This is a genomic window from Paraburkholderia sp. BL21I4N1 (assembly GCF_002973525.1).
Taxonomy (GTDB): domain Bacteria; phylum Pseudomonadota; class Gammaproteobacteria; order Burkholderiales; family Burkholderiaceae; genus Paraburkholderia.
On record NZ_PVEN01000019.1, the window covers coordinates 45,052 to 69,943 of the forward strand.

The 24,892-nt window shown below is 62.1% G+C and carries 18 protein-coding genes; 16 read left to right on the forward strand and 2 right to left on the reverse strand.

All coding sequences use genetic code 11. From position 1 onward, the window contains the following. Positions 1-9: 9 nt before the first annotated feature. From B0G83_RS32170 to B0G83_RS32225, 12 genes are all read left to right on the forward strand, one after another. Positions 10-1,215 carry a lipopolysaccharide assembly protein LapB gene (locus B0G83_RS32170; protein ID WP_105511374.1) on the forward strand — a complete coding sequence of 402 codons (1,206 nt, stop codon included), beginning with the start codon at positions 10-12 and terminating at the stop codon, positions 1,213-1,215. Between the two features lie 301 nt (positions 1,216-1,516). Continuing rightward, a complete protein-coding gene (locus tag B0G83_RS32175) occupies positions 1,517-2,092 on the forward strand; it encodes a helix-turn-helix domain-containing protein (protein WP_105511375.1) in 576 nt (191 codons plus the stop codon). Positions 2,093-2,470: 378 nt separating this feature from the next. Next, a complete protein-coding gene (locus B0G83_RS32180; RefSeq protein ID WP_105511376.1) occupies positions 2,471-5,203 on the forward strand; it encodes a TonB-dependent receptor in 2,733 nt (910 codons plus the stop codon). 237 nt (positions 5,204-5,440) lie between these two features. Continuing rightward, a complete protein-coding gene (locus B0G83_RS32185) occupies positions 5,441-7,399 on the forward strand; it encodes an extracellular solute-binding protein (protein WP_374954960.1) in 1,959 nt (652 codons plus the stop codon). An 8-nt stretch (positions 7,400-7,407) separates the two neighbouring features. After that, entirely contained in the window at positions 7,408-8,460 is a 1,053-nt protein-coding gene (locus B0G83_RS32190) for a microcin C ABC transporter permease YejB (RefSeq protein ID WP_105511377.1), read from the forward strand. Further along, positions 8,414-9,529, forward strand: coding sequence for an ABC transporter permease (locus tag B0G83_RS32195; RefSeq protein WP_105511378.1), 1,116 nt, complete (start codon positions 8,414-8,416; stop codon positions 9,527-9,529). Before B0G83_RS32190 ends, B0G83_RS32195 begins: the two co-directional genes overlap by 47 nt. Further along, positions 9,526-11,175 (forward strand): ABC transporter ATP-binding protein, encoded by a 1,650-nt coding sequence (locus B0G83_RS32200; RefSeq protein ID WP_258168412.1) that lies wholly within the window; start codon positions 9,526-9,528, stop codon positions 11,173-11,175. Before B0G83_RS32195 ends, B0G83_RS32200 begins: the two co-directional genes overlap by 4 nt. 22 nt (positions 11,176-11,197) lie before the next feature. Further along, positions 11,198-12,634, forward strand: a complete 1,437-nt coding sequence (locus B0G83_RS32205; protein WP_105511379.1) for a TldD/PmbA family protein — start codon at positions 11,198-11,200, stop codon at positions 12,632-12,634. After that, a complete protein-coding gene (locus B0G83_RS32210) occupies positions 12,634-13,995 on the forward strand; it encodes a TldD/PmbA family protein (RefSeq protein WP_105511380.1) in 1,362 nt (453 codons plus the stop codon). Before B0G83_RS32205 ends, B0G83_RS32210 begins: the two co-directional genes overlap by 1 nt. 4 nt (positions 13,996-13,999) lie before the next feature. Next, entirely contained in the window at positions 14,000-14,608 is a 609-nt protein-coding gene (locus B0G83_RS32215; RefSeq protein WP_105511381.1) for a GNAT family N-acetyltransferase, read from the forward strand. Next, a complete protein-coding gene (locus B0G83_RS32220; protein WP_105511382.1) occupies positions 14,605-15,168 on the forward strand; it encodes a GNAT family N-acetyltransferase in 564 nt (187 codons plus the stop codon). Before B0G83_RS32215 ends, B0G83_RS32220 begins: the two co-directional genes overlap by 4 nt. Positions 15,169-15,180: 12 nt before the next feature. After that, a complete protein-coding gene (locus B0G83_RS32225; protein WP_105511383.1) occupies positions 15,181-18,399 on the forward strand; it encodes a multidrug efflux RND transporter permease subunit in 3,219 nt (1,072 codons plus the stop codon). A 105-nt stretch (positions 18,400-18,504) separates the two neighbouring features. Here B0G83_RS32225 and B0G83_RS32230 read toward each other — a convergent pair whose 3' ends face one another. After that, the gene (locus B0G83_RS32230) at positions 18,505-18,870 is read right to left on the reverse strand and encodes a DUF4148 domain-containing protein (protein ID WP_105511384.1); all 366 of its coding nucleotides are present in this window, start codon (positions 18,868-18,870) and stop codon (positions 18,505-18,507) included. Positions 18,871-19,252: 382 nt separating this feature from the next. On the opposite strand from B0G83_RS32230, the gene B0G83_RS32235 reads away from it, so the two are divergent. The 4 genes from B0G83_RS32235 to B0G83_RS32250 all read left to right on the forward strand — a co-directional run bounded on the left by B0G83_RS32235 (position 19,253) and on the right by B0G83_RS32250 (position 23,990). After that, the gene (locus B0G83_RS32235) at positions 19,253-19,930 is read left to right on the forward strand and encodes a response regulator transcription factor (RefSeq protein WP_035551424.1); all 678 of its coding nucleotides are present in this window, start codon (positions 19,253-19,255) and stop codon (positions 19,928-19,930) included. A 13-nt stretch (positions 19,931-19,943) separates the two neighbouring features. Continuing rightward, positions 19,944-21,341: a HAMP domain-containing sensor histidine kinase gene (locus tag B0G83_RS32240; RefSeq protein ID WP_105511385.1), complete on the forward strand. Its 1,398-nt coding sequence runs from the start codon at positions 19,944-19,946 to the stop codon at positions 21,339-21,341. Positions 21,342-21,376: 35 nt separating this feature from the next. Further along, positions 21,377-22,096 carry a response regulator transcription factor gene (locus tag B0G83_RS32245; protein ID WP_105511386.1) on the forward strand — a complete coding sequence of 240 codons (720 nt, stop codon included), beginning with the start codon at positions 21,377-21,379 and terminating at the stop codon, positions 22,094-22,096. Between the two features lie 796 nt (positions 22,097-22,892). After that, the gene (locus tag B0G83_RS32250; protein ID WP_181157148.1) at positions 22,893-23,990 is read left to right on the forward strand and encodes a porin; all 1,098 of its coding nucleotides are present in this window, start codon (positions 22,893-22,895) and stop codon (positions 23,988-23,990) included. A 327-nt stretch (positions 23,991-24,317) separates the two neighbouring features. Here the strand turns inward: B0G83_RS32250 and B0G83_RS32255 are convergent, their stop codons facing one another. Beyond that, a complete protein-coding gene (locus B0G83_RS32255; protein ID WP_051980545.1) occupies positions 24,318-24,596 on the reverse strand; it encodes a DUF4148 domain-containing protein in 279 nt (92 codons plus the stop codon). Positions 24,597-24,892 lie beyond the last annotated feature (296 nt).

Genomic DNA, 24,892 nt, shown 5'->3' on the forward strand with positions numbered 1-24,892 from the left:
GAAAGGGCAATGCTAACGATCCATCAACGCTTCAAGCGCGCTGTGATTGCGGCCGCTGTCGGCGGACTGTCCGCGCTCGCGATACTGCCGCTCGCCGCTCATGCGGCGGACACCTTGCGGCCGGATGTGGCGAAGCCGCTGAACGCCGCGCAGGATCTGTATCGCGCGCACAAGTACAAGGACGCGTTGGCGAAGATCGATCAGGCGGCTGCGGTGCCTGGCAAGACGCCGTATGAAAGCACCATGATCGAAGAGATGCGTGGCGCGGCCGCTGCGGCTGCCGGCGAAAACGGTATCGCCGCGCAATCGTACGAAACCTTGCTGAGCTCCGGCAAATTGAGCGGTGCGGACGAGCAGCGTACCAGTGCCGCGCTCGCGGGTATCTACTTCCAGCAAAAGAACTACGCGCAAGCGGCGAAAGTCGCGCAGCGTTATCTGAAAGCGGGTGGCGGCGATCCCGACATGCGCACGCTGCTGGTTCAGTCCTACTACCTGTCGAACGATTGCACGAACGTGGTCAGTTTGCTGAAGCCGGGCATCGACGCGCAGGCGCGTGCCGGTCATGCACCGGACGAATCGCAACTGCAATTGCTGGGCACCTGTGCGCAGCGCGTGAAGGACGACACGACCTACCGCGGCGCGCTTGAAAAGCTGGTCGCCTATCATCCGAAGCAGTCGTATTGGGACGATATGTTCTCGGCGATTCGCAATAAGCCGGGCTATTCGTCGGCGCTTGACATCGATACGTATCGTCTGCGTCGTGCCACCGGTTCGTTGTCTACCGCCGACGACTACATGGAGATGACGCAACTCGCGATCGTTGCGGGCACAACCGCCGAAGGCAAACAGGTGATCGACCAGGGCTTTTCGTCCGGCGTACTGGGACATGACGCGCAGGCCGATCGCGAGAAGCGCCTGCAGGCACTCGCGGCGAAACGCGCGCAAGCGCCGGCCGATCCGGCCAACCCGGTCTCGCCGGTGAATGCCGGCTTCAATCAGGTGTTTGCCGGGCAAGCCAAACAAGGTCTCGCCGCGATGGAAGCAGCAATCGCGAAGGGCGGTCTCGACCACCCGGATCAGGCGCAGCTGCATCTCGGCGTGGCGTACTACGTCGCGGGCGACAAGGCGCGGGCGTTGCAAACTTTCCGTACGGTGAAGGGCACGGACGGTTCTGCCGATCTCGCCCGTTTGTGGGTACTAGTGGCGTCGAAGTAGACGCTGTTTGGCCATCGTGTTTGATCTGGCGACGCGCGCTCGAAGCAATCCTCGATGATCTCCGGGGAGGCGCGCTCGCCGAATAGTGTCCACGCACTCGCCGCTGCCTGGACAAGGTTGAACGCGCAACCAGCGCGGGGCTTACGGAGAGCATGGGCGTCTCAGGTCAACCAACCTGATAGAACGTTTCGTGGCGGCATCTCATCACGCTTATCCAGCGTGCTTCACGGAGAGTGTTGCAAATCATGGAACTTAATTAGCTTCTATCAAACTATTTTTGACTACGGGATTCTGTCTTGCTATGGTTTTGCCACTCGATAACAAGGCACAGGTAGCAGTCTCAATAGGAAGCAAAATCCGCGCGCTTCGCCAACGGCTCAAGCGCACGCTGGATGAAGTGGCAAAGACTGCGGGTATTTCCAAACCCTTTCTGTCGCAGGTGGAGCGTGGTCATGCAACGCCGTCGATCACGTCGCTGGTAGGTATTGCACGAGCATTAGGTGTCACGGTGCAGTACTTCGTCGACACGCCGACCGAAGACCGGTCGGTGCGCAGGGGCAATGAATTGAAGTACTTCGGCTTCGACGGAAGCGCGAATCTCTTTGGACGGCTGACGAACCTGTCGGTCGGCAGCAAGCTGGAAGTCATTCTCGTCAGAATGCCGGTGGGTCAGCACCCGTCGGAGGTCACGACGCACGCAGGGGAAGAGTTTCTGTATGTGATGAGCGGCCAGATATCGCTCACATTGGAAGGTACGACGTTCGTGTTGCAGGCGGGTGACACCGCGCATTACGAGTCCACGGTGCCGCATGCCTGGGCCAATACCGCCGGCGAAGAAGCGGTACTCGTGTGGGTGGGCACACCGCGGTTGTTCTAGTGCCGCACCCGGAATTTCTCGCGAAATCAGTCGATTCATATCTGTAAGCATGACTTAAGGTTCAAAGGGTTGTTAAGGCGGTTGAATAGCCGGTCATCCCCGCAATACGTTGCATGACATAAGAAGTGAAATAAATTAGAAAGCGCTGCGCATTTCGTTTGTAATAATTTGGTAGTCCAAAATTGACTTATTTGAAGTACTCCGCCTGTCTGGCTGAACTTGCGGTGCCGGCATGTTTTCGCCGGTTAGAGAAGCCTTAAAGAGAGTGGAGTGGCTTTAACGGAGCGCGGCGCAAGATCGCCGTATATCGAGTAGAGAGATTCACAAGATCTCTCTCACATACAGCTGTGGCCTTACTGACGAGCGAGAAGGGGAAAAATGAAACAAAGGGCATTGGCGCTGGCCATCAAAAGAATAATCTGGGCTGAACTGGCATTGTCGGCCGCAATCGCCGTACCGGCGTTCGCACAAAGCCAGCCGGCCCCGACGGGCGCGGCAGGCGCAACGACCACGGAAAGCACGCCGGCTACGCCCGCGGCTGCCGCGTCGGGCGCTGCCGCGACGCCGTCGGCGGATAACGCCGCGCCGGCCGCGGGTAAAGGCAACGTCCAGCAACTGAAGCGGTTCGAAGTCACCGGTTCGCTGATCCGGAGTTCCGACAAGGTCGGCTTCAATCAGGTGCAGACGGTTACGCAAAAGGACATTCTGAATAGCGGCGCGACGACGGTCGCCGACTTTCTGCGCGACACTTCGGCCAACTCGGCGAATAGCTGGAGCGAAGGTCAGTCCGGCAACTTTGCCGCAGGCGCTGCAGGTATCGCACTGCGCGGTCTGAGCGAAAAATACACGCTGGTGCTGGTGGATGGGCAACGTGTCGCGCCGTTCGCGTTCTTCTCGAATAGCGTCGACTCGTTCTTCGACTTGAACACGCTGCCGCTGAACGATATCGACCGGATCGAAATCGTGAAAACCGGCGCCGTGTCGCAATACGGCTCGGACGCTGTCGCGGGCGTGGTCAACATCATCACGAAGCATGACTTTCAGGGCCTGCAACTCGACGGTAGCTACGGCAGCGCGATCAATGGCGGCGGCGGCGCCGGCACGACCAAGTTCGGCGTGCTGGGCGGCTTCGGCGACCTGAATTCCGATCGTTTCAACGTGACGGCCGCGGCGAGCTACTACAAGTCGAACGGCTTCACGCTGGCGGACCGCGACTCGACGCGCAACCAGGACTTCACGAATCAGCCGGGTGGCTTCTCGCTGCTCGCACCGTCGTACTGGAATACGCCCGGCGGCCCGCAGGCGCTGAGCGGTTGCGGCTTCGGCGGCTCGGTGCACCCCTCGGCCACCAACTCCCTGACGGCGGGACAGCCGGGCACGGTGTGCGGCTATAACACGGCGGAAGGCACGTCGATCGCGCCGATGATGGAGCGCTTCAACGCCAAGGTTCACGCCGACTTCAAGATCAACGATCAGACGACCGCATTCGGCGACTTCCTGATCAGCAGCAACACGACCACCACGAACGACGGTCTGTGGGGCAACGTGGTCGGCAATCCGCAGAATCCGACGCTGGTCATGAATCCGGCGACGAAGCTGCTCACGCCGTTCAACATCAACGTGCCGGCAGGCAGCCCGTACAACCCGTACGGCGTGGATACGCCGCTCACGTACGCGTTCCCGAACACGGTGTCGGAAAAGACGTATGCCACTTACTGGCGCGCGTCGACCGGTCTCAAGGGCTCGTTCGGCCTGCCGAACGGCGATTGGGATTGGGCAACGTCGGTCAGCCACTCGCAAAGCACGGTTTCGAATACGTACACGAACCAGCTGAACGCGAATGCACTGACCAACATTTACCAGAACGGTACGTTCGATTTCGCGAATCCGTCGGCGACGCCGAATGGCTTGAACGGTCTGTATCAGGACGCGAACAACCTGGCGATCTCGAAGCTCGACACGGTCGACGCGACGCTGTCCACGCCGACGCTGTTCCACCTGCCGTCCGGCGACGTGGGCTTCGGTATGGGCGCGCAGTTCACGCACCAGAGCGAAGTGATGAACCCGGGCGCCGCGTTTGCAACGGGTCAGGTCATCAACCCGAATCTGCAGACGGTGAACGGTCAGCGTAACGTGGCGGCCGTGTACTACCAGGTCGACATTCCGATCATCCACAACCTGACGTTCAGCCAGTCGGGCCGTTACGACCACTACAGCGATGTGGGCGGTGCGTTCTCGCCGCGCTTCGCGTTGCGCTACCAGCCGGTGCAGGCCTTGACGATGTACACGTCGTACAGCCGCGGTTTCCGTGCGCCGACGTTTGTGGAAAACAGCAAGTCGCAAACGCTGGGCATCCAGGTGGACCAGGCGTCGGGCCAGAACTACACGTCGATCACCGAGGGCAATCCGAATCTCGCCCCGGAACGTACGCGTAACCTGAACATCGGCTTCCAGCTGGCGCCGACCCGCACGACCGACATCGGCTTCGACTGGTACAAGATTCGCGTGGATAACGTGATCGGCCAGGGCTCGCCGTCGCAGACCGTGCTCGATGCGAACGGCAACCTGCTGTACAAGGTCATTCCGTACGCAAACCTGGGCTACCTCGACACCAACGGGTTCGAAGGCACGTTCCGTCAGGCACTGCCGACCACGACCGCCGGTACGTTCACCCTGTCGGGCGACTGGGCTTACGTGAACAGCTTCAAGATCGGCAGCCCGGGTAAGGCGCCGGTGAATGGCGCGGGTAACAACTACACCCTCACGCAACCGTTCGGCGGCAGCTTCCCGCGCTGGAAGGGCAACACCACCGTGGACTGGTCGTACCACAAGTTCGACGCGGCGCTCACGTGGCAGTTCACGGGTCCGTACGCACAGAACCTGTCGCCGGCCACGAGCAAGGTCGGTTCGTACAGCCAGTTCAATTTGATGGTGACGTACACGGGCTTCAAGCACTGGACGATCTTCGGCGGCATCGACAACATCTTCAATCGCACGCCTCCGTATGATCCGATCTTCGCGAACGGCACGCTGGATCAGAATGGTTACGACCAATCGATCTATTCGTACATCGGCCGTTTTGCACAGGTTGGTGCGACGTACAAGTTCTGATGTCTGAGCGATCAGGCTGACGAATCGTGAAGGATCTGCCGCTCCGGTTTCTTGCAGTCAGGAAACCGGAGCGGGTTGTTCTGGTCGAGTACTTTTCCTGCGACGATGGGGCATACGGGCTGTCGTTGCAATGGATCGACTCGCACCGGCAATGGCGACCGGCTGTTGCCGGGTCGCGGGTTGAATCGCGTTCGGGCCACAAGCCGGTGCGCACTGTATGGGCTGACGAAAAGAATGATGAAATCCGGACTGCTGCGCCTGCACGACGCACTGGGCTGTTCACTCGTCGCGATGCGCCGCGCCGCGCGCGTCTCGATGACGATCGCGCTAGTCAATGGCACATTCGGCGCTCTGGCCGTGCTCGCTACGATCCCGCACGTGGCGCAGGCGAAACCGTCGATCGCGCAATACGATCAACCGAAATATCCCGATAATTTCACCCACTTCGACTATGCGAATCCTGACGCGCCGACCCAAGGCTCGCTCAGTTTCGAGAACTACAACGAACTGCAAAGCTACGATTCGCTGAATCCGTTTCTGTTACGCGGCGCTCCTGCGCCCGACATTCAGAACCTGATGTTCGACACGCTGATGCAGCGCAGCTGGGACGAACTCGCGTCCGAATACCCACTGATCGCGGACAACGTAGACGTTGCCGCCGACCTCAGTTCCGCGATCTTCCATATCAATCCCGCTGCGCGCTTCTCCAACGGCGATCCGATCACGGCGGCCGACGTCAAATATTCGTTCGATACGTTGACCAGCTCGCACGCTTCACCGGTGTTCAATGCGCAGTTCTCGGTGATCAAGAGCGCGACGGTGATCGATAAAAACACGATCCGTTTCGACTTCAAACACGCCGAGCGCGATGCGCCGCTGATTGCCGGCGATCTGCCAATCTTCTCGCCGAAGTGGGGCATGCAGGCCGACGGCAAACGCCCGCCTTTCGACCAGATCGCGACCCAGCCGCCGATCAGCAGCGGCCCTTATCTGATCGAATACCGCAAGAACGACAAGCAGATTTCGTATCGCCGCAATCCTGACTACTGGGCGGCGAATCTGCCGTCGCGGCGCGGCATGTTCCGCTTCGAGCGCATCACGTTCAAGCTGTATCGCGACCATTACACGCAACTCGAGGCCTTCAAGGCCGGCGACGCCGACGCGATCGTCGAGTACAGCGCCACCCAATGGGCACGCAAATATGTCGGCAAGAACTTTGACAACGGCTTGTTGAAGAAGGGCGAATTCAGCGACGGTCCCGCGCAGATGCAGGGCATGCTGATGAATCTGCGCAAGCCGATGTTCAAGGATCCGCGCGTGCGCCAGGCACTGACCATGGCGCTGGACTACGACTGGATGAACCGGATGATGTTCTACGGTCAGTATCGCCGCACCAATAGCTATTTCGAAGCGAGCCCGTTCGGCGCGACCGGCATGCCGGGTCCGAAGGAACTGGCGTTGCTCGAACCGCTGAAGGGCGAAGTACCGCCGGAAGTATTCGGCCCGATGCTCAGGCAGCCGAACACGATTCCGCCGAACTCGCTGCGCGGCAATCTGCGCGCCGCGCGCGATCTGCTCGCGCAAGCCGGTTGGCACTATCGCGACGGCGCGTTGCGCGACGCGAACGGCACGCCGATGACGATCGAGGTAATGGACGACCAGCCCGGCATGGACCGCTTGATCCTGCCGTATATGCAGGCGCTCAGCACGCTCGGCATTCAGGCCCATATGCGCGAGATCGACAGCGCGTTGTACGAGAAGCGTCTCAACAACTTCGAGTACGACATGACCACGTTCATCTACCCGCCGGTGACGATTCCGGGCGCGGAACTGACGCGCCGTTTCGGTAGCGCGGCCGCGTCGGAAGTCGGCTCCGAGAACTATCCGGGCATTCGCTCGAAAGCGGTCGATTCGCTGATTCACGCGGCGCTCTCCGCCGACAATCTCGAGGATCTGGAAGCCGCGACCAAGGCACTGGATCGCGTCCTGATCTATTCGTTCTATCTGGTGCCCGAGTACTACTCGCCGGGCGCGCGCATCGGTTACAAGACCACGCTCGGCTTTCCGAAAACCGTGCCGATGTCGTACCAGTATGAAGACTGGGTGATCAACTACTGGTACGTCAAAGCGCCGGCCACCCAGTCCGCCACAAACACTACCGCTGCCACCGCCGCATCAACGGCCACGGCCCACTGAGGACCCGCATGCTCGCCTACATTCTCAGACGATTGCTTTTGATGGTGCCGACGCTGCTCGGCGTCGTCACGCTGACCTTTGTCGTCACGCAGTTCGTGCCGGGTGGGCCGGTCGAACAGGTGATGACGCAACTCCGCCACGGCGCTGGCCGTGGCGGAGAGGCGGGGGCAGGGGGCGGCGGTTATCACGGCAGCCAGGGCGTGGACCCGCAACAGATCGAGCAGATCAAGAAGCAGTTCGGCTTTGATAAACCGCCGCTCGAACGCTATCTGCTGATGCTCAAGCACTATGCGACGTTCGATCTCGGCCAGTCCTACTACGAGCACGAAAGCGTGTGGGGCGTGATCCGCTCGAAGCTGCCCGTGTCGATCACGCTCGGACTGTGGACCGTGATGCTCACTTATCTGATATCGGTGCCGTTGGGAATCTCGAAAGCGATTCGCAACGGCTCGCGCTTCGACACGGTGACGAGCGTGCTGGTGCTCGCCGGTTACGCCATTCCCGGTTTCGTGCTCGGCGTGTTGCTGCTGATGCTGTTCGGCGGCGGCACCTTCTGGCAGGTGTTTCCGATGCGCGGCCTCACGTCGGATAACTTCAGCGACCTCAGCACGTTCGGCAAGGTACTCGACTATCTGTGGCACATCGTGCTGCCGGTCACGGCGTCGGTGGTCGGTAACTTCGCGATCGTCACGATCCTGACCAAGAACACTTTTCTCGAAGAGATCGGCCGTCAATATGTACTCACCGCGCGCGCGAAGGGCGCGCCGGAGCGTGACGTGTTGTGGAAACACGTGCTGCGCAACGCCGCGATTCCGTTGCTGACCGGTTTGCCGGCGGCCTTCGTCGGTGCGTTTCTGAACGGCAATCTGCTGATCGAAACGTTGTTCTCGCTCGATGGCATGGGCCAACTGTCGTACGACTCGGTGATCCGCCGTGATTACCCGGTCGTACTCGGTTCGCTGTTCCTGTTCACGCTGATCGCCCTCGTAACCAAACTTATCGCAGACGTCTGCTATGTCCTCGTCGACCCCCGCATCCAATTCAACCGCCTGGACCGCTGACCTGTCCGGTGCGGCGCACGCGGCGTCGCCGTCTCCGTGGCGGCGTACGTGGCAGCGCTTCAAGCGGCAGCGTCTCGGCTACTGGAGCCTCGTGATCTTCGTGACGCTGTTCGTCATCAGTCTGTTCGGCGAGGTGCTGTCCAACGACCGGCCGCTGATGGTGCGTTACGACGGCCACTATTACTTTCCGATCGTGAAGGATTATTCGGAAACGCTGTTCGGCGGCGATTTCCCGGCCAAGGCGAACTACCTCGATCCGTATATTCGCTCGCGGCTGGAATCGAACGGCAACTTCGCGATCTATCCGCCGAATCACTTCAACTACGACACGATCGACTACTTCGCGGCCAACCCGTATCCTGCGCCGCCAACGTCGTCGAACTGGCTTGGCACGGATCAGTTTGGCCGCGACGTGCTGGCGCGACTGCTGTACGGTTTCCGGCTGTCGGTGTTAATGGCGCTGGCGCTGACGGTGTCCGGTGTGATGATCGGCGTGTTGACGGGCGCGGTGCAGGGCTTCTACGGCGGGCGCACCGATCTGATCGGTCAACGCCTGATCGAAATCTGGAGTTCGATGCCCGACCTGTATCTGCTCATCATCTTCGCGTCGATTTTCGAACCGACGCTGTGGCTGCTGTTCATCCTGTTGTCCATGTTTGGCTGGCTCGTGCTGTCCGACTACGTGCGCGCGGAGTTTCTGCGCAACCGTTCGCTCGATTACGTGAAGGCGGCGCGCACCATGGGGCTGTCGAACTGGCAGATCATGTGGCGCCACGTGTTGCCGAACAGCTTGACGCCGGTCATCACGTTCCTGCCGTTCCGCATGAGCGCGGCGATTCTGTCGCTGACCAGTCTGGACTTTCTGGGCTTGGGTGTGCCGCCGCCGACGCCGAGCCTCGGCGAGTTGCTGCAGGAAGGCAAGAACAATCTCGACGCGTGGTGGATCTCGGTGTCGGCGTTCGCCGCGCTGGTGATCACGCTGCTGCTGCTGACCTTCATGGGCGACGCGTTGCGCAACGCGCTCGATACCCGTTCGCGTGGTTCCGCATTCGGCGGAGGTCCGCGATGAGCGCCAAACCCATGCCGAGCAAAATGCCCAACGGTCGGCCGTTGCTGGAAATCGACCGCTTTTCCGTCAGGTTCGGCGAGAAGGTCGCGGTGCATGAACTGAGCCTGTCGATCGCGCGCGGCGAGCGTGTCGCGCTGGTCGGCGAATCGGGTTCGGGCAAGAGTGTGACCGCGTTGTCGATTTTGCGTCTGGTCGAACATGCGGAACTGAGCGGCCGCATGCTGCTCGATGGTGAAGACCTCTTGCAGAAAACCGAACAGCAGATGCGCGGTCTGCGCGGCGCCGACGTGGCGATGGTGTTTCAGGAGCCGATGACGGCGCTCAATCCGCTCTTCACGATCGGCAAGCAGATCGCCGAGAGCCTGCGTTTGCACGAAGGCTTGCGGCCCAATGCGGCGCGTCAGCGCGGCATCGAACTGCTTCGGCGCACGGGCATTCCCGAGCCGGAGCGGCGGATCGACAGCTTTCCGCACCAACTGTCCGGCGGCCAGCGTCAGCGCGCGATGATCGCCATGGCGCTCGCGTGCCGTCCGCGTTTGCTGCTGGCCGACGAACCGACCACCGCGCTCGACGTCACCGTGCGTCAGCAGATCGTCGATCTGTTGATCTCGTTGCAGGAGCAGGAAGCGGCGGAACGCGGCATGGCCGTGCTGCTGATTACGCACGACCTGAATCTCGTGAAGCGTTTCGCGCAGCGTGTGGCGGTGATGGAAAAGGGTGTGCTGGTCGAAACCAATACGACGGAAGCGCTGTTCTCCAATCCGCAGCATCCATACACGCGTCGCCTGCTGGACAGCGAACCGCAGCGCGCGGTCGAACCGGTCGAGCCGAACGCACCCCGCCTGCTCGAAGTGCAGGGACTCGCGGTCGACTACAGCACGTCCGCGAAAGGCTGGCGTTCGCTGTTCGGCCGCTCGACGTTCCGTGCGGTGCAGGACGTCGATCTGAGCGTGCGGCGCGGCGAAACGCTTGGCATCGTGGGTGAATCCGGTTCCGGCAAATCGACGCTCGCGGCGACCGTGCTCGGTCTGCAGCGACCGGCGGCCGGCGCGATTCATATCGACGGTTTGCCGCTCGCCGCGCTGAAAACGGCGAAGTCGCGCCGTGCGCTCTATTCGTGCATGCAGGTCGTCTTTCAGGACCCGTTCGGTTCGCTATCGCCGCGCATGACGGTCGAGCAGATCATCGGCGAAGGTCTGATCATGCATAGTCCGGAGCTCGACGCGAAAACACGGCGCGCGCGTATTGGCGGCCTGCTCGAGGAAGTCGGCATGCCCGCGGACACGATGCTGCGCTATCCGCACGAGTTTTCCGGCGGCCAGCGTCAGCGCATTGCGATCGCTCGTGCGCTCGCCGTCGAGCCGGAACTGCTTGTGCTCGACGAGCCGACCAGCGCGCTCGACGTGTCGATCCAGAAACAGGTGCTGAATCTACTGACAAATCTGCAGAAAAAGTACAAGCTTAGCTACTTGTTCATTACGCACGATCTGGCGGTGATGCGCGCCATGGCGCACCGCGTGATCGTGATGAAGTCGGGGCGCATTGTCGAGGCGGGCGATACGCTCGACGTGCTGCATGCACCGTCGCATCCCTACACGCAGTCGCTGCTGGCCTCTTCGATGATCGTGCCGGAGCCGACCGCCTGATCGTTTTCTACGAGACACGTGAATGATTGACGAACGTTGGGCGCAAGCCGCCCGCACGCTGACGAGCCGCGCGGCGTTCTGGTCGCTGCGCATTGTGGACGAACAGATCGACGATCACGAGATCCGCAACGACATCGCGCAGCCGTTGCGTACCGTGCGCGATCGCGGCGCCATGTTGATCGCCTGGGTCGGCGCGGGTTCGGGCTATGCGGCCACCGCGAATCTCACGGCGGCGGGCCTGCAGGCGGCGCTCGATATCGCCACCGCGCGTGCGCAAGCGAGCGCGGCATTGTCGCTGATCGATCATCGCGAGGTGGCGCGTCCCACCGCCAGCGGCCACTACGTGTCGCCCAATGCGCAACGCGCGTTGCCGGGCCGCGCCGAATGGCTGGACCTGCTGGCCGCCGAATGCGCGAGTGCCAACCTCGACGCGAAGATTGTCGAGCGCGTGGCGGGTGTGCAGATCACGCATACCGACCAGCTCTATATAACCGGCGACGGCGTGCGGATCGACCAGCAATTCCGCTTCGTGATGCCGCAGCTGAGCGTGGCCGCGCATGCGAACGGTGACACCCAGGTGCGCACGCTCGGCGGCAACTACGGCACGCTCGGGCAGGGCGGTATCGAAGTGCTGGCGCGTTTCGGCTTCGCCGGGTCCGGCGTGCGCGTCGCCAATGAAGCGCTGCAATTGCTGGCCGCGCCGAATTGCCCGTCCGGCAAACGCGACCTGCTGCTGATGCCCGATCAGATGATGCTGCAGATTCACGAGTCGATCGGTCATCCGCTCGAACTCGACCGCATTCTCGGCGACGAACGCAATTTCGCGGGCTGGAGCTTCGTCAAGCAGGACATGTTCGGCTCGTACCGCTATGGCTCGGAATTGCTGAACGTCACCTTCGACCCCGAATTGCGCGAGGAAGCCGCTTCGTACGCGTTCGACGACGACGGCACCGTTGCCGACAAGCAGTTCCTGATTCGCAACGGCGTGCTCGAACGGCCGCTGGGCGGCGCGCTGTCGCAGCAACGCGCGCGCATGCCGGGCGTGGCGAACTCGCGGGCGTCGAACTGGAACCGTCCGCCGATCGACCGTATGGCGAACCTGAACATCGAACCCGGCGACCGTTCGCTGGAGCAGATGATAGGCAATATCGAACACGGCATTCTGATGCGCACCAATACGTCCTGGTCGATCGACGACCATCGCAACAAATTCCAGTTCGGCTGCGAATACGGCCAGTTGATCGAGAACGGCAAGCTCACCCAGGTGGTCAAGCAGCCGAACTATCGCGGCATCTCGGCGAACTTCTGGCGTAGCCTGAGCGCGGTGGGCAATGCCGGCACGCGCGAGGTGTATGGCACGTCGATGTGCGGTAAAGGCGAACCGGCGCAGATCATTCGCGTGGGGCATGCGTCGCCGGCTTGCGTGTTTAGCGATATCGACGTGTTCGGAGGCGCCTGATGAGCCCGTTCATTGCTTCGCGCGCCACGACGTCGGTCGACTGGCAGCAGCATTTCACGTCGCTGGCCGACGCGATCGAGCGTTTGCAGCAAGACGGCGAAACCACGCTCAGTTCGTTTGCCGGAGAACAGTCCGACTTTATCCGCTTCAACACGGGCAAAGTGCGGCAAACCGGCAGCGTGTCGCAAGGCAAGCTGACCTTGCGTTTGATCGACGGCGCGCGTCAGGCGTATTCCACGCTGACTGTGTGCGGCGATCTGCGGCAGGACCTCGACGAAGTGAGCGCCGCGCTCGTCACGTTGCGCGAAGGCTTGCGCGATGCCGCGGACGATCCGCATCTGCTGTTCGATACGTCGACATGGTCGCGCGCCACGCAGCGCTCCGGCAAATTGCCGGAGCCGGACGGCTTGTTGCGCACCGTCGCGCAAGCGGCGCAAGGGCTCGATTTCGTGGGCTTCTACGCGGGTGGCACGATCGTGCGCGGCTTCGCATCGACGAGCGGCAGCCGCGGCTGGTACGAAGTCGACAACTTTAACTTCAGCTGGTCGCTGTACGACCCGAGCGGCCGCGCGATCAAAACGACCTACGCCGGCGACGACTGGAGCGACGCGGTATTCACGCGCAAGGTCGAGCAGGCGGCCGCGCGTATCGAGGTGCTTGCGCGCACACCGCGCGCTTTGGCGCCGGGCCGCTACCGCGCGTGGATCGCTCCCGCCGCGCTCGCCGAATTGCTCGGCGTCGCATCGTGGAGCGGTTTTTCCGCACGCGCGCAGGCCAGCTCGCGCAGCGAGCTGTACAAACTGCATGTGGGAGAAATCGTAGTCGACCCGCGCGTTTCGATCAGCGAAGATCTGAGTCTCGGCATTACACCCAGCTTCAACGACGACGGCTATCTGCGCGACAGCGTCCCGCTGATCGAAGCCGGCCGTAGCGCCGAACGTCTGACCAACGCACGCAGCGCGCGCGAATACGGTTTGACGCCGAACGGTGCGTTGGCGAGCGAGTCGCCAGTGGCGCTGTCCATGAAAGCCGGCGACCTGCCGGAAGAAGACGTACTGGCGAAAATCGGCACCGGCCTTTATATCGGCAATCTCTGGTACGTGAACTTCTCGGACCGGATGAATTGCCGCCTGACCGGCATGACGCGTTTCGCGACCTTCTGGGTGGAAAACGGCGAGATCGTCGCACCGCTCGAAGCCATGCGTTTCGACGACAGTCTGTACCGGCTGCTCGGCAGCGAACTCGAACAACTCGGCGCGCAGGCCGAACTGCTACTCAGCGACTCGACGTGGGGCGAGCGCGCGACGGGCGGCATGCAACTGCCCGGCATTCTGGTGAGGTCCTTCGAATTAACGTTATAGGCCTATGGATCAACACTCGAAAACAAAATCAGATTCTGAGAGCCTGCCCGCGGGACTGACGCTGCGCGCGTTGCGTCCCACCGACTCGGAGCAATACCACGCCTTGCTGCAGTTGCCGGCGGTGGTCCACGGCAACCCGCACGTACCGTTCGAGACGCTCGCGCAAACGCGCGAGTCGATGGCGAAAATCGATCCCACTGCGATCGCCATGGTGGCCACGGTCGGCGACACGCTGGTCGGGATCGCGCAACTGTCGCCCATGAAAGGGCGCCGCTCGCATGTCGGCTCGTTCAGCATCAGCGTGCACGACGCGTGGCATGGGCGCGGCATCGGCCGCCGCCTGATGGTCGAACTACTCGATCTCGCCGACAACTGGCTCGGCCTGCGTCGTCTCGAACTGAACGTATTTGCCGATAATCATGCGGCGCTGGCGCCGTATCACAAGTTCGGCTTCGAGATCGAAGTGCGTCAGCGTGGTGCGGTTTTGCGACGCGGCGTGCTGATCGACAGTTTCATGATGGCGCGTTTTCACGAACCCGCGCCGCTGATGTCCGGCCCGCTTGCGTCTCCTTTGAACGCGAACGGCGCGCCACGCAACGGAACGAAGCCATGAAGAACGACACGTTGCATGGCAGCGAGGCCACACCGCTCATGAATGGCATCACGATCAAGGCCTGCGAGCCCGCCGACATGGAAGCGTTCACCGCGATCATGAGCCTGCCCGGTGTCCGGCGCGGCACATTGCAGCTCGGCTATCGCAGCGTCGAGCAGATCACCGCGTGGCACGAGCGGCGCCTCGGCAACGGCGTGACGGTCTGCGCATGGCTCGACGGTCAACTGGTCGGCCATGCCGGGCTGAGTGTCTACCCGCGTGCGCGCTCGCACGGCGCGGAGCTCGGGATCTGCGTGCACGACGCGTATCATGGGCAGGGCGTCGGCACGGCGCTGGTGAGGGCGCTAGTCGACAGCGCCGACGGTGCGCTCGGTTTGCGCCGCATCGAACTGACGGTGTACGCGGACAACGCGCCGGCCATCGCGCTGTATCGCAAGTTCGGCTTTGTCGAAGAAGGCTGTTCGCGTGGCTATGCGCTGCGCGACGGCGTGCTGGCCGACGTGCTGCATATGGCGCGGCTCGCCGAGGCGCCCGCTTTCGCGCCTGTCGCGCCGCTCTGAAAGGACTCACGCGTGCCTTTCTTCTTTATCGACCGTCCGGTCTTTGCGTGGATCGTTGCGCTGGCCATCGTCGTGGCAGGCGCGCTCGCGATTCCGCTCCTGCCGGTGGCGCAGTATCCGCGTCTGGCGCCGCCGCGCATCGTTATCTCCGCGACCTATCCGGGCGCGTCGACCGAGGTCGTGGACGGCAACGTCGGCAGCATCATCGAGGAGAGTCTCGATGGCGCGGACAACATGCTGTACTACGAGACCACCAGCGACAATCTCGGCAACCTCGAAATCGACGCGACCTTCGCACCCGGCACCAATCCGGACATGGCGCTGGTCGACATCCAGAACCGTCTCAAGCAGGTCGAGCCGCGTCTGCCGCAGCAGGTCGTGCAGCAGGGCATCAGCGTCTTCAAGGCGGCCAATACCTTCCTGATGCTGGTCGCGCTCACTTCCACGGACGGCACGCGCGACTCGGTGCAATTGAGCGACTATCTGAGCCGCTATGTATTGCGCGAACTGAAGCGCGCGCCGGGCGTGGGCGCCGCCGAACTGTGGGACGCCGACGAAGCGCTGCGCATCTGGGTCGATCCCATGAAGCTGCGCGAGTACGGCATCGGCCCGACCGAGGTGAATGCCGCGATCAGTGCGCAGAACGCCACTGTCACCGCAGGGGCGATCGGCGACGCGCCGTTCGTGCCGGGGCAGCAACTCACGGCATCGGTCAGCGTGAAAGGGCAGCTGGTCTCGCCGGAGGAATTCGGCCAGATCGTCATCAAGGCGCGGCCCGACGGCTCGGCGGTGCGTCTGCGCGACGTCGCGCGGGTCGAACTCGGGCGCGACAACTACACGTTCTATTCGCGTCTGAACGGCAGGGCGTCGGCCACCGTCGGCATTCAACTGGGACCGCGCGGCAACGCGCTCGAAACCTCGAATGCAATTCGCGCGCGGCTCGCGGAATTGTCGAAGGGCTTGCCGAGCGGCGTCGCCGTCGAAATTCCGTTCGACAACGCGCACTTCGTGCAGATCGCCATTCATGAGGTGCTCGTCACGCTCGCGGAAGCCGTGGTGCTGGTGTTCTTCGTGATGTGGCTGTTTCTGCGCGATCTGCGCTACACGCTGGTGCCGACCGTGGTGATTCCGGTCACGCTGATGGGCGCGTTTCTCGCCATGTACGCGTGCGGTCTGTCGATCAACGTCTTCACGATGTTCGGCCTCGTGCTCGCGATCGGCATTCTCGTCGACGACGCGATCGTCGTGGTGGAGAGCGTGCATCGCGTGATGGAAGAAGAGGGTCTGCCGCCGCGCGAGGCGACTCGCAAGGCGATGTCGCAGATCGGCGGCGCGATTATCGGCGTGACCGCGGTGCTGACCGCGGTATTCGTGCCGATGGCGTTTTTTCCGGGCGGCGTCGGCGGCATTTACCGGCAATTCGCGGTGGCGATGATCGCGTCGATGCTGGTGTCGTCGTTCATGGCGTTGTCGTTGACGCCCGCGTTGTGCGCGAATCTGCTGAAGCCGCACACGAAATCGGTGCACCAGCGCGAAGCGCGGCGTGGTCTGCCCGGTTTCGCGGCACGCGCGGCAAGCCGTTTCACCGCCGGTTTCGATCGCGCCGCGAGCGGCTATCGCGGGCTGACCGCACGCACGTTGCGCCGGGTCGGGCCGATGCTGGCCGTGTATGTCGTGCTGGTCGGCGTGTGCGGCGCGCTGTATTGGCACATGCCAGGCGGCTTTCTGCCGAGCGAGGACGAAGGCCAGTTGCAGGTCATGGTGCAGTTGCCCGCGGGCGCGACGCAGGAGCGGACATTGGCCGTGGTGAAGCGCATGGAAGCGATTCTCCACGCCGAGCCGGCGATTGCGAACGTGACCAGTGTGATCGGCTGGAGCTTTGCTGGCAGTGGGCAGAACGTGGCGATGGGCTTCGTCGAACTCAAGGACTGGGACAAACGCGATACCGACGCGCTGGTGTTGCGCGACCGTCTCAACGAGAAGTTCGACAAGATTCTAGAGGGCGACGTCGAAGCGCAATTGCCGCCCGCGGTGCCGGGCGTGGGCCATTCGGACGGCTTCGTGTTCCGCCTGGAGGATCGCGGCGGGGTGGGACTCGACGCGCTGAAGGCCGCGCGCGAGCAACTGTTCGCGCAGGCCAAGGCGAGTCCGGTGCTGGCCTCGGTGCATTCGGAAGATCTGCCCGACGCGCCGCGCGTGGAGCTCATCATCGACCGGGCCAAAGCATATGCGCTCGGCGTGCAGTTCGAACGCCTCACCGACGTGCTGGGCAGTACTTTCGGTTCGACCTATATCGACGACTTTCCGGCCGGCGGCCGGATGCGCCGTGTCGTGATTTCCGCCGACGCCGCCACCCGCATGACCGAAGACGATCTGCTCGCGCTCTCCGTGCCGAACGCGACGGGCGGCATGGTGCCGCTGTCGGCCATCGCAACCCGCCACTGGACCATCGGCCCGGTGATGCTGACGCGCTACAACGGCTACCCGTCGCTCGACGTGAGCGGCCATGCGGCGCCCGGCTATAGCTCCGGCGCGGCGATGGCGGAGATGGAACGGCTGGCCGCTTCGTTGCCGGTCGGCGTCAGCTACGACTGGGTCGACGCGGCGCGCGAGGAAACCGCAGCCGCGAAGCTCACGCCGATGCTGATCGGCCTGTCGCTGCTAGCGGTGTTCATGGCGCTCGCCGCGCTGTACGAGAGCTGGACGATTCCGCTGGCGGTGCTGATGGTCGTGCCGCTCGGCGTGATCGGCGCGGTCAGCGCGGTGCTGCTGCGCGGCATGCCCAACGACGTGTACTTCAAGGTCGGCATGATTACCGTGATCGGCCTGGCGGCGAAGAACGCGATTCTGATCGTGCAGTTCGCGCGCGATCTGTATCAGCGTGGCATGCCGTTGTCGCGCGCCGTGACCGAAGCCGCGGGCGCACGCTTCCGGCCGATCGTGATGACATCGGCGGCGTTTCTGCTTGGCGTCGTGCCGCTGGTCGTGTCGAGCGGCGCGGGGGCGGAGAGCCGCCGGTCGATCGGCACCGGTGTGTTCGGCGGCGTGCTGGCGGCCACGTTGTTCGGCCTGGTGTTCGCGCCGGTTGCGTTCCATGCGATCGCGTCGCTGACGCACGGCAAAAAGCGGCTGGCTGCCTTGCATCGCAAGCGCGACGAAAGGCGTGCGGAGCGTACGCAGCGCGCGCGTTCGGGGGAGGACGAACGCGCGCAACTGACGAACGGGCGCTGACGGAGACGTTGCGGTTTCAACCAACCGCAACGTCTCGCGAAGCTTTCACCCTGTACGCTGTGCGGGGTAATGCGTTGAACCACACAGGGCTGCGTCGCGCGACGCTCAGCCTGCCGGTTGATTCGGCACCGCTTGCGCCGCTGCGGGCGCTCCCGCACCAGCCGGCGACTGCGTCGCACTGGCCGACACATGCGGCGCCGCTGGCATGCAGTCCGCGCGATATTCGGCTTGCAGCTTCTGCTGGGCCGCTTCGAGGTCGCTCGGATAGTCGTCGTCGTCGTTGCTGGGGCTGTAGCCTACGGCTTCGAGTTCGCCCAGTTCGTTCATCAATTGCTTGTGCGTCACTTCGCTCTTTAGCGGCGTGAACGGATAATCGTTGCATTGCTGCTGCGTAAGGCCGGGCGCGGCCATGGCCGATGCGCTACCGATCAGGAGCAGGGAGGCGAGCAGGGTCTTGGTTGCGAGTTTCATTTTTTACCATCCACGAGAAGGATCGAGTCGGGCCGCCAGTACGATCGGCGGGATGGCTGTAGGCTAGTGGAGGCGGTATACCGAAGCGGCGTCGGCAAAATGAAATATGTTTTATCGAGGCAAGTGGCGGGTTTCAACCACCTTGAAGCGTGCTCGACGCCCTTGCGGCGAACTTAAATATTTCTTCATGAAGCGGATATTCATCCGCCATGCGACCCCGCGTAGCCTGCGGGGATGCACTCGCGTCGAGCGCCGGCAATCGCCCTGGCGCGCGCCCGTGCACTGAACACGCAAGCCGAATATGGCATCATGTCCTTCTACTGATAACCGGTCGCGTCCGTCGCTTGCATCGGTAGAGCTGGCTGCGGCGCATGCATTGATCATGTCGCGAGTACTCACGATCGAAGATGATGAAATTACCGCGAATGAAATTGTCGGTGAGTTGAAAAGCCGCGGCTTCACCGTGGACTGGGTGGCCAACGGCCGCGACGGCATGGCGCGCGCGATCAGCGAAGACTACGACGTGATTACGCTCGACCGCATGCTGCCGGGTGTGGATGGTCTGACGATTCTCACCACCATGCGCAGCATCGGCATTCAAACGCCGGTGCTGATGCTGAGCGCTTTGGGCGACGTCGACGAACGGGTGCGCGGTCTGCGTGCCGGCGGCGACGATTATCTGACCAAGCCCTTCGATCCCGAAGAAATGACTGCGCGCCTCGAAGTGTTGCTGCGCCGCAGTCAAACGCCGGCTGCGCAACTCGAAACCCATCTGCGGGTCGGGCCGCTCGAACTCGATCTGATTTCACGCAAGGTGCAGCGCGACGGCGAGGAGATCGTGTTGCTGCCCACCGAGTACCGCGTGCTCGAATTCATGATGCGTCATGCCGGCCAGACCATTACGCGCACCATGCTGTTCGAGGCGGTGTGGGGCTATCACTTCGATCCCGGCACCAATCTGATCGACGTACACATGGGGCGCCTGCGCAAAAAAATCGATCCGCCCGGCGTGACGCAAATGATCCAGACCGTGCGCGGCTCGGGCTACATCCTCGCATGAACCAATCTTCCTGATGGACACAACCTTCCCCGCTCAATCTGCGCTCGGGCGGCGCTGGCATTCCACCACCTTTCGCCTGCTTTCCATTTACGCGGTCATTTTTTCGTTTTCGGTGATGCTGTTGCTGGGCTTCATCGGCTGGGCCGTGACCGGCGATATGGAACGCGAAACCGATGTGGTGATGGACTGGCAACTGATCTACTTCGACTCGCTGCCGGACACCGGTATCGCCGATGCGATCCACCGGCGCATCGAGCGCGAGCGCATGCATACGAATTACTACGGCCTGTTCGCGCCGGACGGCCGCCTGATCGCCGGCGACGTGCTGGTCTATCCGCCGCAGTTGCCCACCACGCGTAAAGGCAAGACGCTCGATCTCGCGCTTTTGATGGGGCGTAACGATCAGGCGCCGGTGGTTCGCGCGATGGCCGAGCGACGCAAGGACGGCTCGACGCTCGTGATCGCGCGCGATCTCACGCACATTCTGCGGATTCGCGAGGCGGTGATCGATGCGCTGGTGAGCGGCGGGATTGTCTGCCTGCTCGCGGGGGTGGCTGGCGGCCTGGCGTTGAGCGTGCGGCAAATGCGCCGCCTCAAGGCGATTCGCCGCGTCACGCAGCGCATTGCACAGGGCGATCTCGCGCAGCGTCTGCCGATTGGCGGACGTGACGAAGTAGATATGCTCGCGCATCTGGTGAACCATATGCTCGCCGAAGTCGAGCGCCTGATGAACGAAGTGAAGGGCGCTTGCGACGGCATCGCGCACGATCTGCGCACGCCGTTGGCGCATGTGCGGACTTTGCTCGCGCATGCGGCGGAGCACACTGGAACGCTCGACGACGCCGAATTGTCGACGCTGGTGGAGCGCGCCCGCACCGAGACGGATGCATTGCTCGACCGCTTCCGCGCGATGTTGCGGATCTCCGAGATCGGCACCTTGCAGCGGCGCGGCGGGTTTGGCGAAGTGCAACTGGAGACCTTGATTCAGGAGGTCGGCGAGCTTTACGAGCCGCTCGCGGAGAGTCGCGGGATTCAACTTTCGGTGCATGCGCAACCGGTTGAGGCGATTCATGGCGATCGCGCGTTGCTGTTCGAGGCGTTGAGCAATCTGGTGGACAACGCAATCAAGTTCACGCCCGAAGGGGGCGCGGTACGAATGGAACTTCGCCAGACTTCCGCGGGGCCGCAGATGGATATCGTCGATAACGGACCCGGCATTGCCGCTGATGAACGCGATGCCGTGTTGCAGCGGTTTTATCGTGGCGAGAGCACCCGGCACCTGTCCGGATCGGGTCTTGGCCTGAGCATTGTTTCAGCGGTGATGCGAGTGCACGACTTCACGATGAAGATCGGCAGTGCGCAGCCGGGCGCGAAGATTTCCATCGAATGCTGGTCGAGGACGTTGGCATGAGCTTGCGTTCCTTTCTTGTCATGACGGGGGGATGAATGCGCGTCCTGTTCGTGGGGCCGTCGCATCCGGAAGCGGCGTGGCTTTTCAAGGCGCTGCAGGAGAGTGCGCATAGTTTGCAGCGTGCCGACGATCTGCGCGATGGGGTTTTTCTTGCGGGGCAGGAGCCCTTCGATGCGATTGTTTTGATGGTGCTGGAGGGAAGCGCTTATTCCGCGCTGCTGGAGTTTGTGGCGGAGTTTGCCGTTGCCGGGAGTGGGGCGGCGATTGTGGCTGTGTTGGGAGTGGCTTCCGCGCAGGATCGCACTCGGGTTTTGCGGGCTGGCGCGGATGCCTGTTTTTGTCAGCCTTATTCGTTTATTGAAATGCATGAGCGGATGCAGGCTTTGCAGAGGGTTGGGCGCGGTGGTGGGTTAGGTGCGGGCTCCGCTTCTGGGGGTTCTGTGTCTGTCGCCGGGGTTTCCTTCGTTGAAGTGCCTTCGCTCGATGCCGCGACTCGGGAACTGGTTTTTCAGGGGCGTAGGGTTGCCGTTACGCGGCGGGAGTTTCTTTTGCTTGAGTGTCTGTTGCGGCAGGTGAATGCGCCGGTTGCAAGGGATCAGCTTATTCGCTACGCGTGGCCGGAGAAGGATGATGTGGATCCTTCTAGCGTTAATCTTGTTGTTTCTCGGCTTCGGAGGAAGATTTTTGGGGTTGTGCCTGAGGTTAGGATTGAGACTGTTAGTCGGTTTGGGTATCAGGTTTCTGTTGGGGTTTGAGTGGTTATTTTTTTGGCCTTTCCTTGAATTCACGGTGGTCTATTAGCGTTCCCCCTGTGCGGGGGGGCACCTACTTTTCTTTGCCTGCCGCAAAGAAAAGTAGGCAAAAGAAAGCGGCTCACACCGCTAACTCTTAAGCGGGTCCCCCGCGCAGTCACGGTAGTGGCTCATCTGGAATCCGTCTTCTCGCGCACTCCGCGCCAGTGGCACAGCCGTCATTCTTCCGGCGGCGCTGCGCGCGCCCCGCGGTCGCTCACTAGAACCGACCTCCGAAATCTTGAGTGTGTCGGCGCCTCGCCGAGGCGAAGCCGACGGCTCCCACAATCCAAAAGCGAAGCCACTGGTGTCCACGCCGACCCCTCCGGCGAGCGCATCGCGCGAGACGGGATGAATGATGCCTTTGTCACTAAAGCGGAATGTGCGAGGGCACGGATTCCAGATGCACCACTACCGTGGCTGCGCGGGGGACCGCTTCATGGTTAGCGGTTTGAGCCGCTTTCTTTTGCCTACTTTTCTTTGCGGCAGGCAAAGAAAAGTAGGTGCCCCCCCCGCACAGGGGGAACGCTAATAGACCACCGTGAATTCAAGGAAAGGCCAAAAAAACCAGACCCAAACCCAGCAAAAACCCCCAGGTCAATGATCAATTAATGAAAAACCCAACGCACAAACTGAAACACTGCCTTGCAGTCGCACCACTTTCCAGCCTAGCTATATTGACCCCCGCGGCAAAAAAAACCCCCATAGCCATCAGGCATCCTATTTAAACGAAAGGTGATTCATGAATCAAAAGATGAAGCTGGCACACTTGCTCGGAGCCCTGCTATGCGCCGGCGTAGCAACCACCGCGCATGCGCAAAGCAGCGTCACGCTCTACGGCATTCTCGATACCGGTCTCGACTTCGCCAGCAACGTCAACGGCAACCACCTCTACCAGATGGCCAGCGGTGTCAGCGCCGGCAGCCGCTGGGGTGTAAGAGGTAAAGAAGATCTGGGCGGCGGCCTCGCAGCAATCTTCGATCTGGAAAGCGGCTTCAATTCGACCAACGGCAGCCTCGGCAGCGGCCTCGCATTCTCCCGCAATGCCTACGTTGGCCTCGACAGCAAAACGCTCGGCACGGTCACCCTCGGTCGTCAATGGGATCCGCTCGTCGACCTGATCGAGCCGTTCTCGCTCAACGACAGCTACGGCGGCTGGTACTTCTCCCACCCGAACGATATGGATAACCTCGATAACGGTTTCGCCATCAGCAATGCCGTGAAGTACACGAGTCCCACCATCGGCGGCTTCACCGGCGAGGCACTCTATTCGTTCGGCGGCCAGGCCGGCCAGTTCTCGAATAACTCCGCCTATAGCGCGGCCGCCTCGTACACGAACGGTCCGTTCTCGATCGGCGCCGGCTACCTGCGTGTCAACGACCCGGAACAGGCAGTCCAGAGCTATCAGAACGGCTCTGGCTTCACCAACGCGGTGTACGGCAATTACCTCGCGAACGCGCGCAGCCAGGGCATCTTCGCGGCCGGCGCGTCGTATCAGCTCGGCAAGTTCAAACTGATGGGCAACTTCACCAACGTCGACTTCCAGCAAGGCGATGCGGGTCAGGACGTCAAGTTCCAGAACTATGAATTCGCGGGTACGTTTGCCGCCACCAGCCAGCTCAATCTCGCGGCCGGCTACACATACACGGATGGCCGCGATCATGCGACCAACCAGGAACCGAAGTATCAGCAGCTCAACCTGAGCGCGGAATACGAACTGTCGAAGCGCACCGCCGTTTACGCACTGGCTGCATTGCAGAAAGCTAGCGGCGGCGCGGTCGCGCAAATCGCCGGCTTCGATCCGTCGTCGAACGGTAAGCAGGTGGTGGGACGCGTCGGTCTGCGTCACTCGTTCTAAAACACCCGTACCAAGTCAAAGAGCGCGCTGCCCGAAAGGGTAGCGCGCTCTTTTTTCATGAACCAAAGTAAATGTTGCAGTAACTGGGCGGGCCGACACAATTGTCGGCGGAGGTCGGTGTGGTGCTCGTCGCGCAACCGGATAACAGCAGTCCGGCAGCCACGGCGGCGACGGCGAACGAAGCGGTTCGTTTGATCGCGGTGCGAAGGGTCATTGATAGGGGGATGTCAATACAGAGCGTTGCGATGGGCGGCCAGGCAGGTCCAGACGACAGGGCCACGTGGTGTCCACACGGCGCGCCGTCGGCTGGGGTTCGGCAGAAGCATTTCAGTGCGCGTAAATCGTCGAATTCAGATACGCCAGTTGACCGTCCTTCTCCGCGTGCACCAGTTCCCGATAAACCTGAGCGCGCGTCTTGCCGGGGGTGGCCTGGCCGTACGGCGCGACCCACGAGCCCGTCACGTTGCCGGTGGTGCTGGTCGTGTTCGCCGCCACTTGCATGGCCGGCGCGGCGTTTTGCTGCGTCGGCGCGGTGGTCGATTGAGCGAAGGCGGAAGCCGTTGCGGTTGCACCGATAAAAGCGATGGCGAGCGTCAGAGATTTCATGTTCGTAATCCTCATAAATCAGTTTGGGTGGCACCGATGCGCGAACCTCAATGGTTTCGTGGATCGGTTGATGAGAAGGATAGTCAAGCGGCGTTAGCGGATCGGCCGTGTGTGCATGAAAAGAAATTTATCTGCTGGAGCGTCGGCGAAGCGCTGCTTCGTCGGCCCGTCGCGGACATGTCATGAACATAAAAAACGTTTCATGAAACGACCGGTTTTGATCACGGGTGTGTCACCGCCGCTATTTACATTGCGGCTACCCGTACGGTGTGCGGGACCGGTCCGTTCTTGCGCGG

What these genes read in the sequence shown, in the direction of transcription:
- B0G83_RS32200 (WP_258168412.1), top strand. Translation starts at nt 9,526, where the DNA reads ATGAGCGCCAAACCCATGCCGAGCAAAATGCCCAACGGTCGGCCGTTG.
- B0G83_RS32180 (WP_105511376.1), top strand. Translation starts at nt 2,471, where the DNA reads ATGAAACAAAGGGCATTGGCGCTGGCCATCAAAAGAATAATCTGGGCT.
- B0G83_RS32175 (WP_105511375.1), top strand. Translation starts at nt 1,517, where the DNA reads ATGGTTTTGCCACTCGATAACAAGGCACAGGTAGCAGTCTCAATAGGA.
- B0G83_RS32185 (WP_374954960.1), top strand. Translation starts at nt 5,441, where the DNA reads ATGAAATCCGGACTGCTGCGCCTGCACGACGCACTGGGCTGTTCACTC.
- B0G83_RS32230 (WP_105511384.1), bottom strand. Translation starts at nt 18,870, where the DNA reads ATGAAACTCGCAACCAAGACCCTGCTCGCCTCCCTGCTCCTGATCGGT.
- B0G83_RS32255 (WP_051980545.1), bottom strand. Translation starts at nt 24,596, where the DNA reads ATGAAATCTCTGACGCTCGCCATCGCTTTTATCGGTGCAACCGCAACG.
- B0G83_RS32245 (WP_105511386.1), top strand. Translation starts at nt 21,377, where the DNA reads ATGCGCGTCCTGTTCGTGGGGCCGTCGCATCCGGAAGCGGCGTGGCTT.
- B0G83_RS32205 (WP_105511379.1), top strand. Translation starts at nt 11,198, where the DNA reads ATGATTGACGAACGTTGGGCGCAAGCCGCCCGCACGCTGACGAGCCGC.
- B0G83_RS32210 (WP_105511380.1), top strand. Translation starts at nt 12,634, where the DNA reads ATGAGCCCGTTCATTGCTTCGCGCGCCACGACGTCGGTCGACTGGCAG.
- B0G83_RS32170 (WP_105511374.1), top strand. Translation starts at nt 10, where the DNA reads ATGCTAACGATCCATCAACGCTTCAAGCGCGCTGTGATTGCGGCCGCT.
- B0G83_RS32195 (WP_105511378.1), top strand. Translation starts at nt 8,414, where the DNA reads ATGTCCTCGTCGACCCCCGCATCCAATTCAACCGCCTGGACCGCTGAC.
- B0G83_RS32215 (WP_105511381.1), top strand. Translation starts at nt 14,000, where the DNA reads ATGGATCAACACTCGAAAACAAAATCAGATTCTGAGAGCCTGCCCGCG.
- B0G83_RS32240 (WP_105511385.1), top strand. Translation starts at nt 19,944, where the DNA reads ATGGACACAACCTTCCCCGCTCAATCTGCGCTCGGGCGGCGCTGGCAT.
- B0G83_RS32235 (WP_035551424.1), top strand. Translation starts at nt 19,253, where the DNA reads ATGTCGCGAGTACTCACGATCGAAGATGATGAAATTACCGCGAATGAA.
- B0G83_RS32190 (WP_105511377.1), top strand. Translation starts at nt 7,408, where the DNA reads ATGCTCGCCTACATTCTCAGACGATTGCTTTTGATGGTGCCGACGCTG.
- B0G83_RS32220 (WP_105511382.1), top strand. Translation starts at nt 14,605, where the DNA reads ATGAAGAACGACACGTTGCATGGCAGCGAGGCCACACCGCTCATGAAT.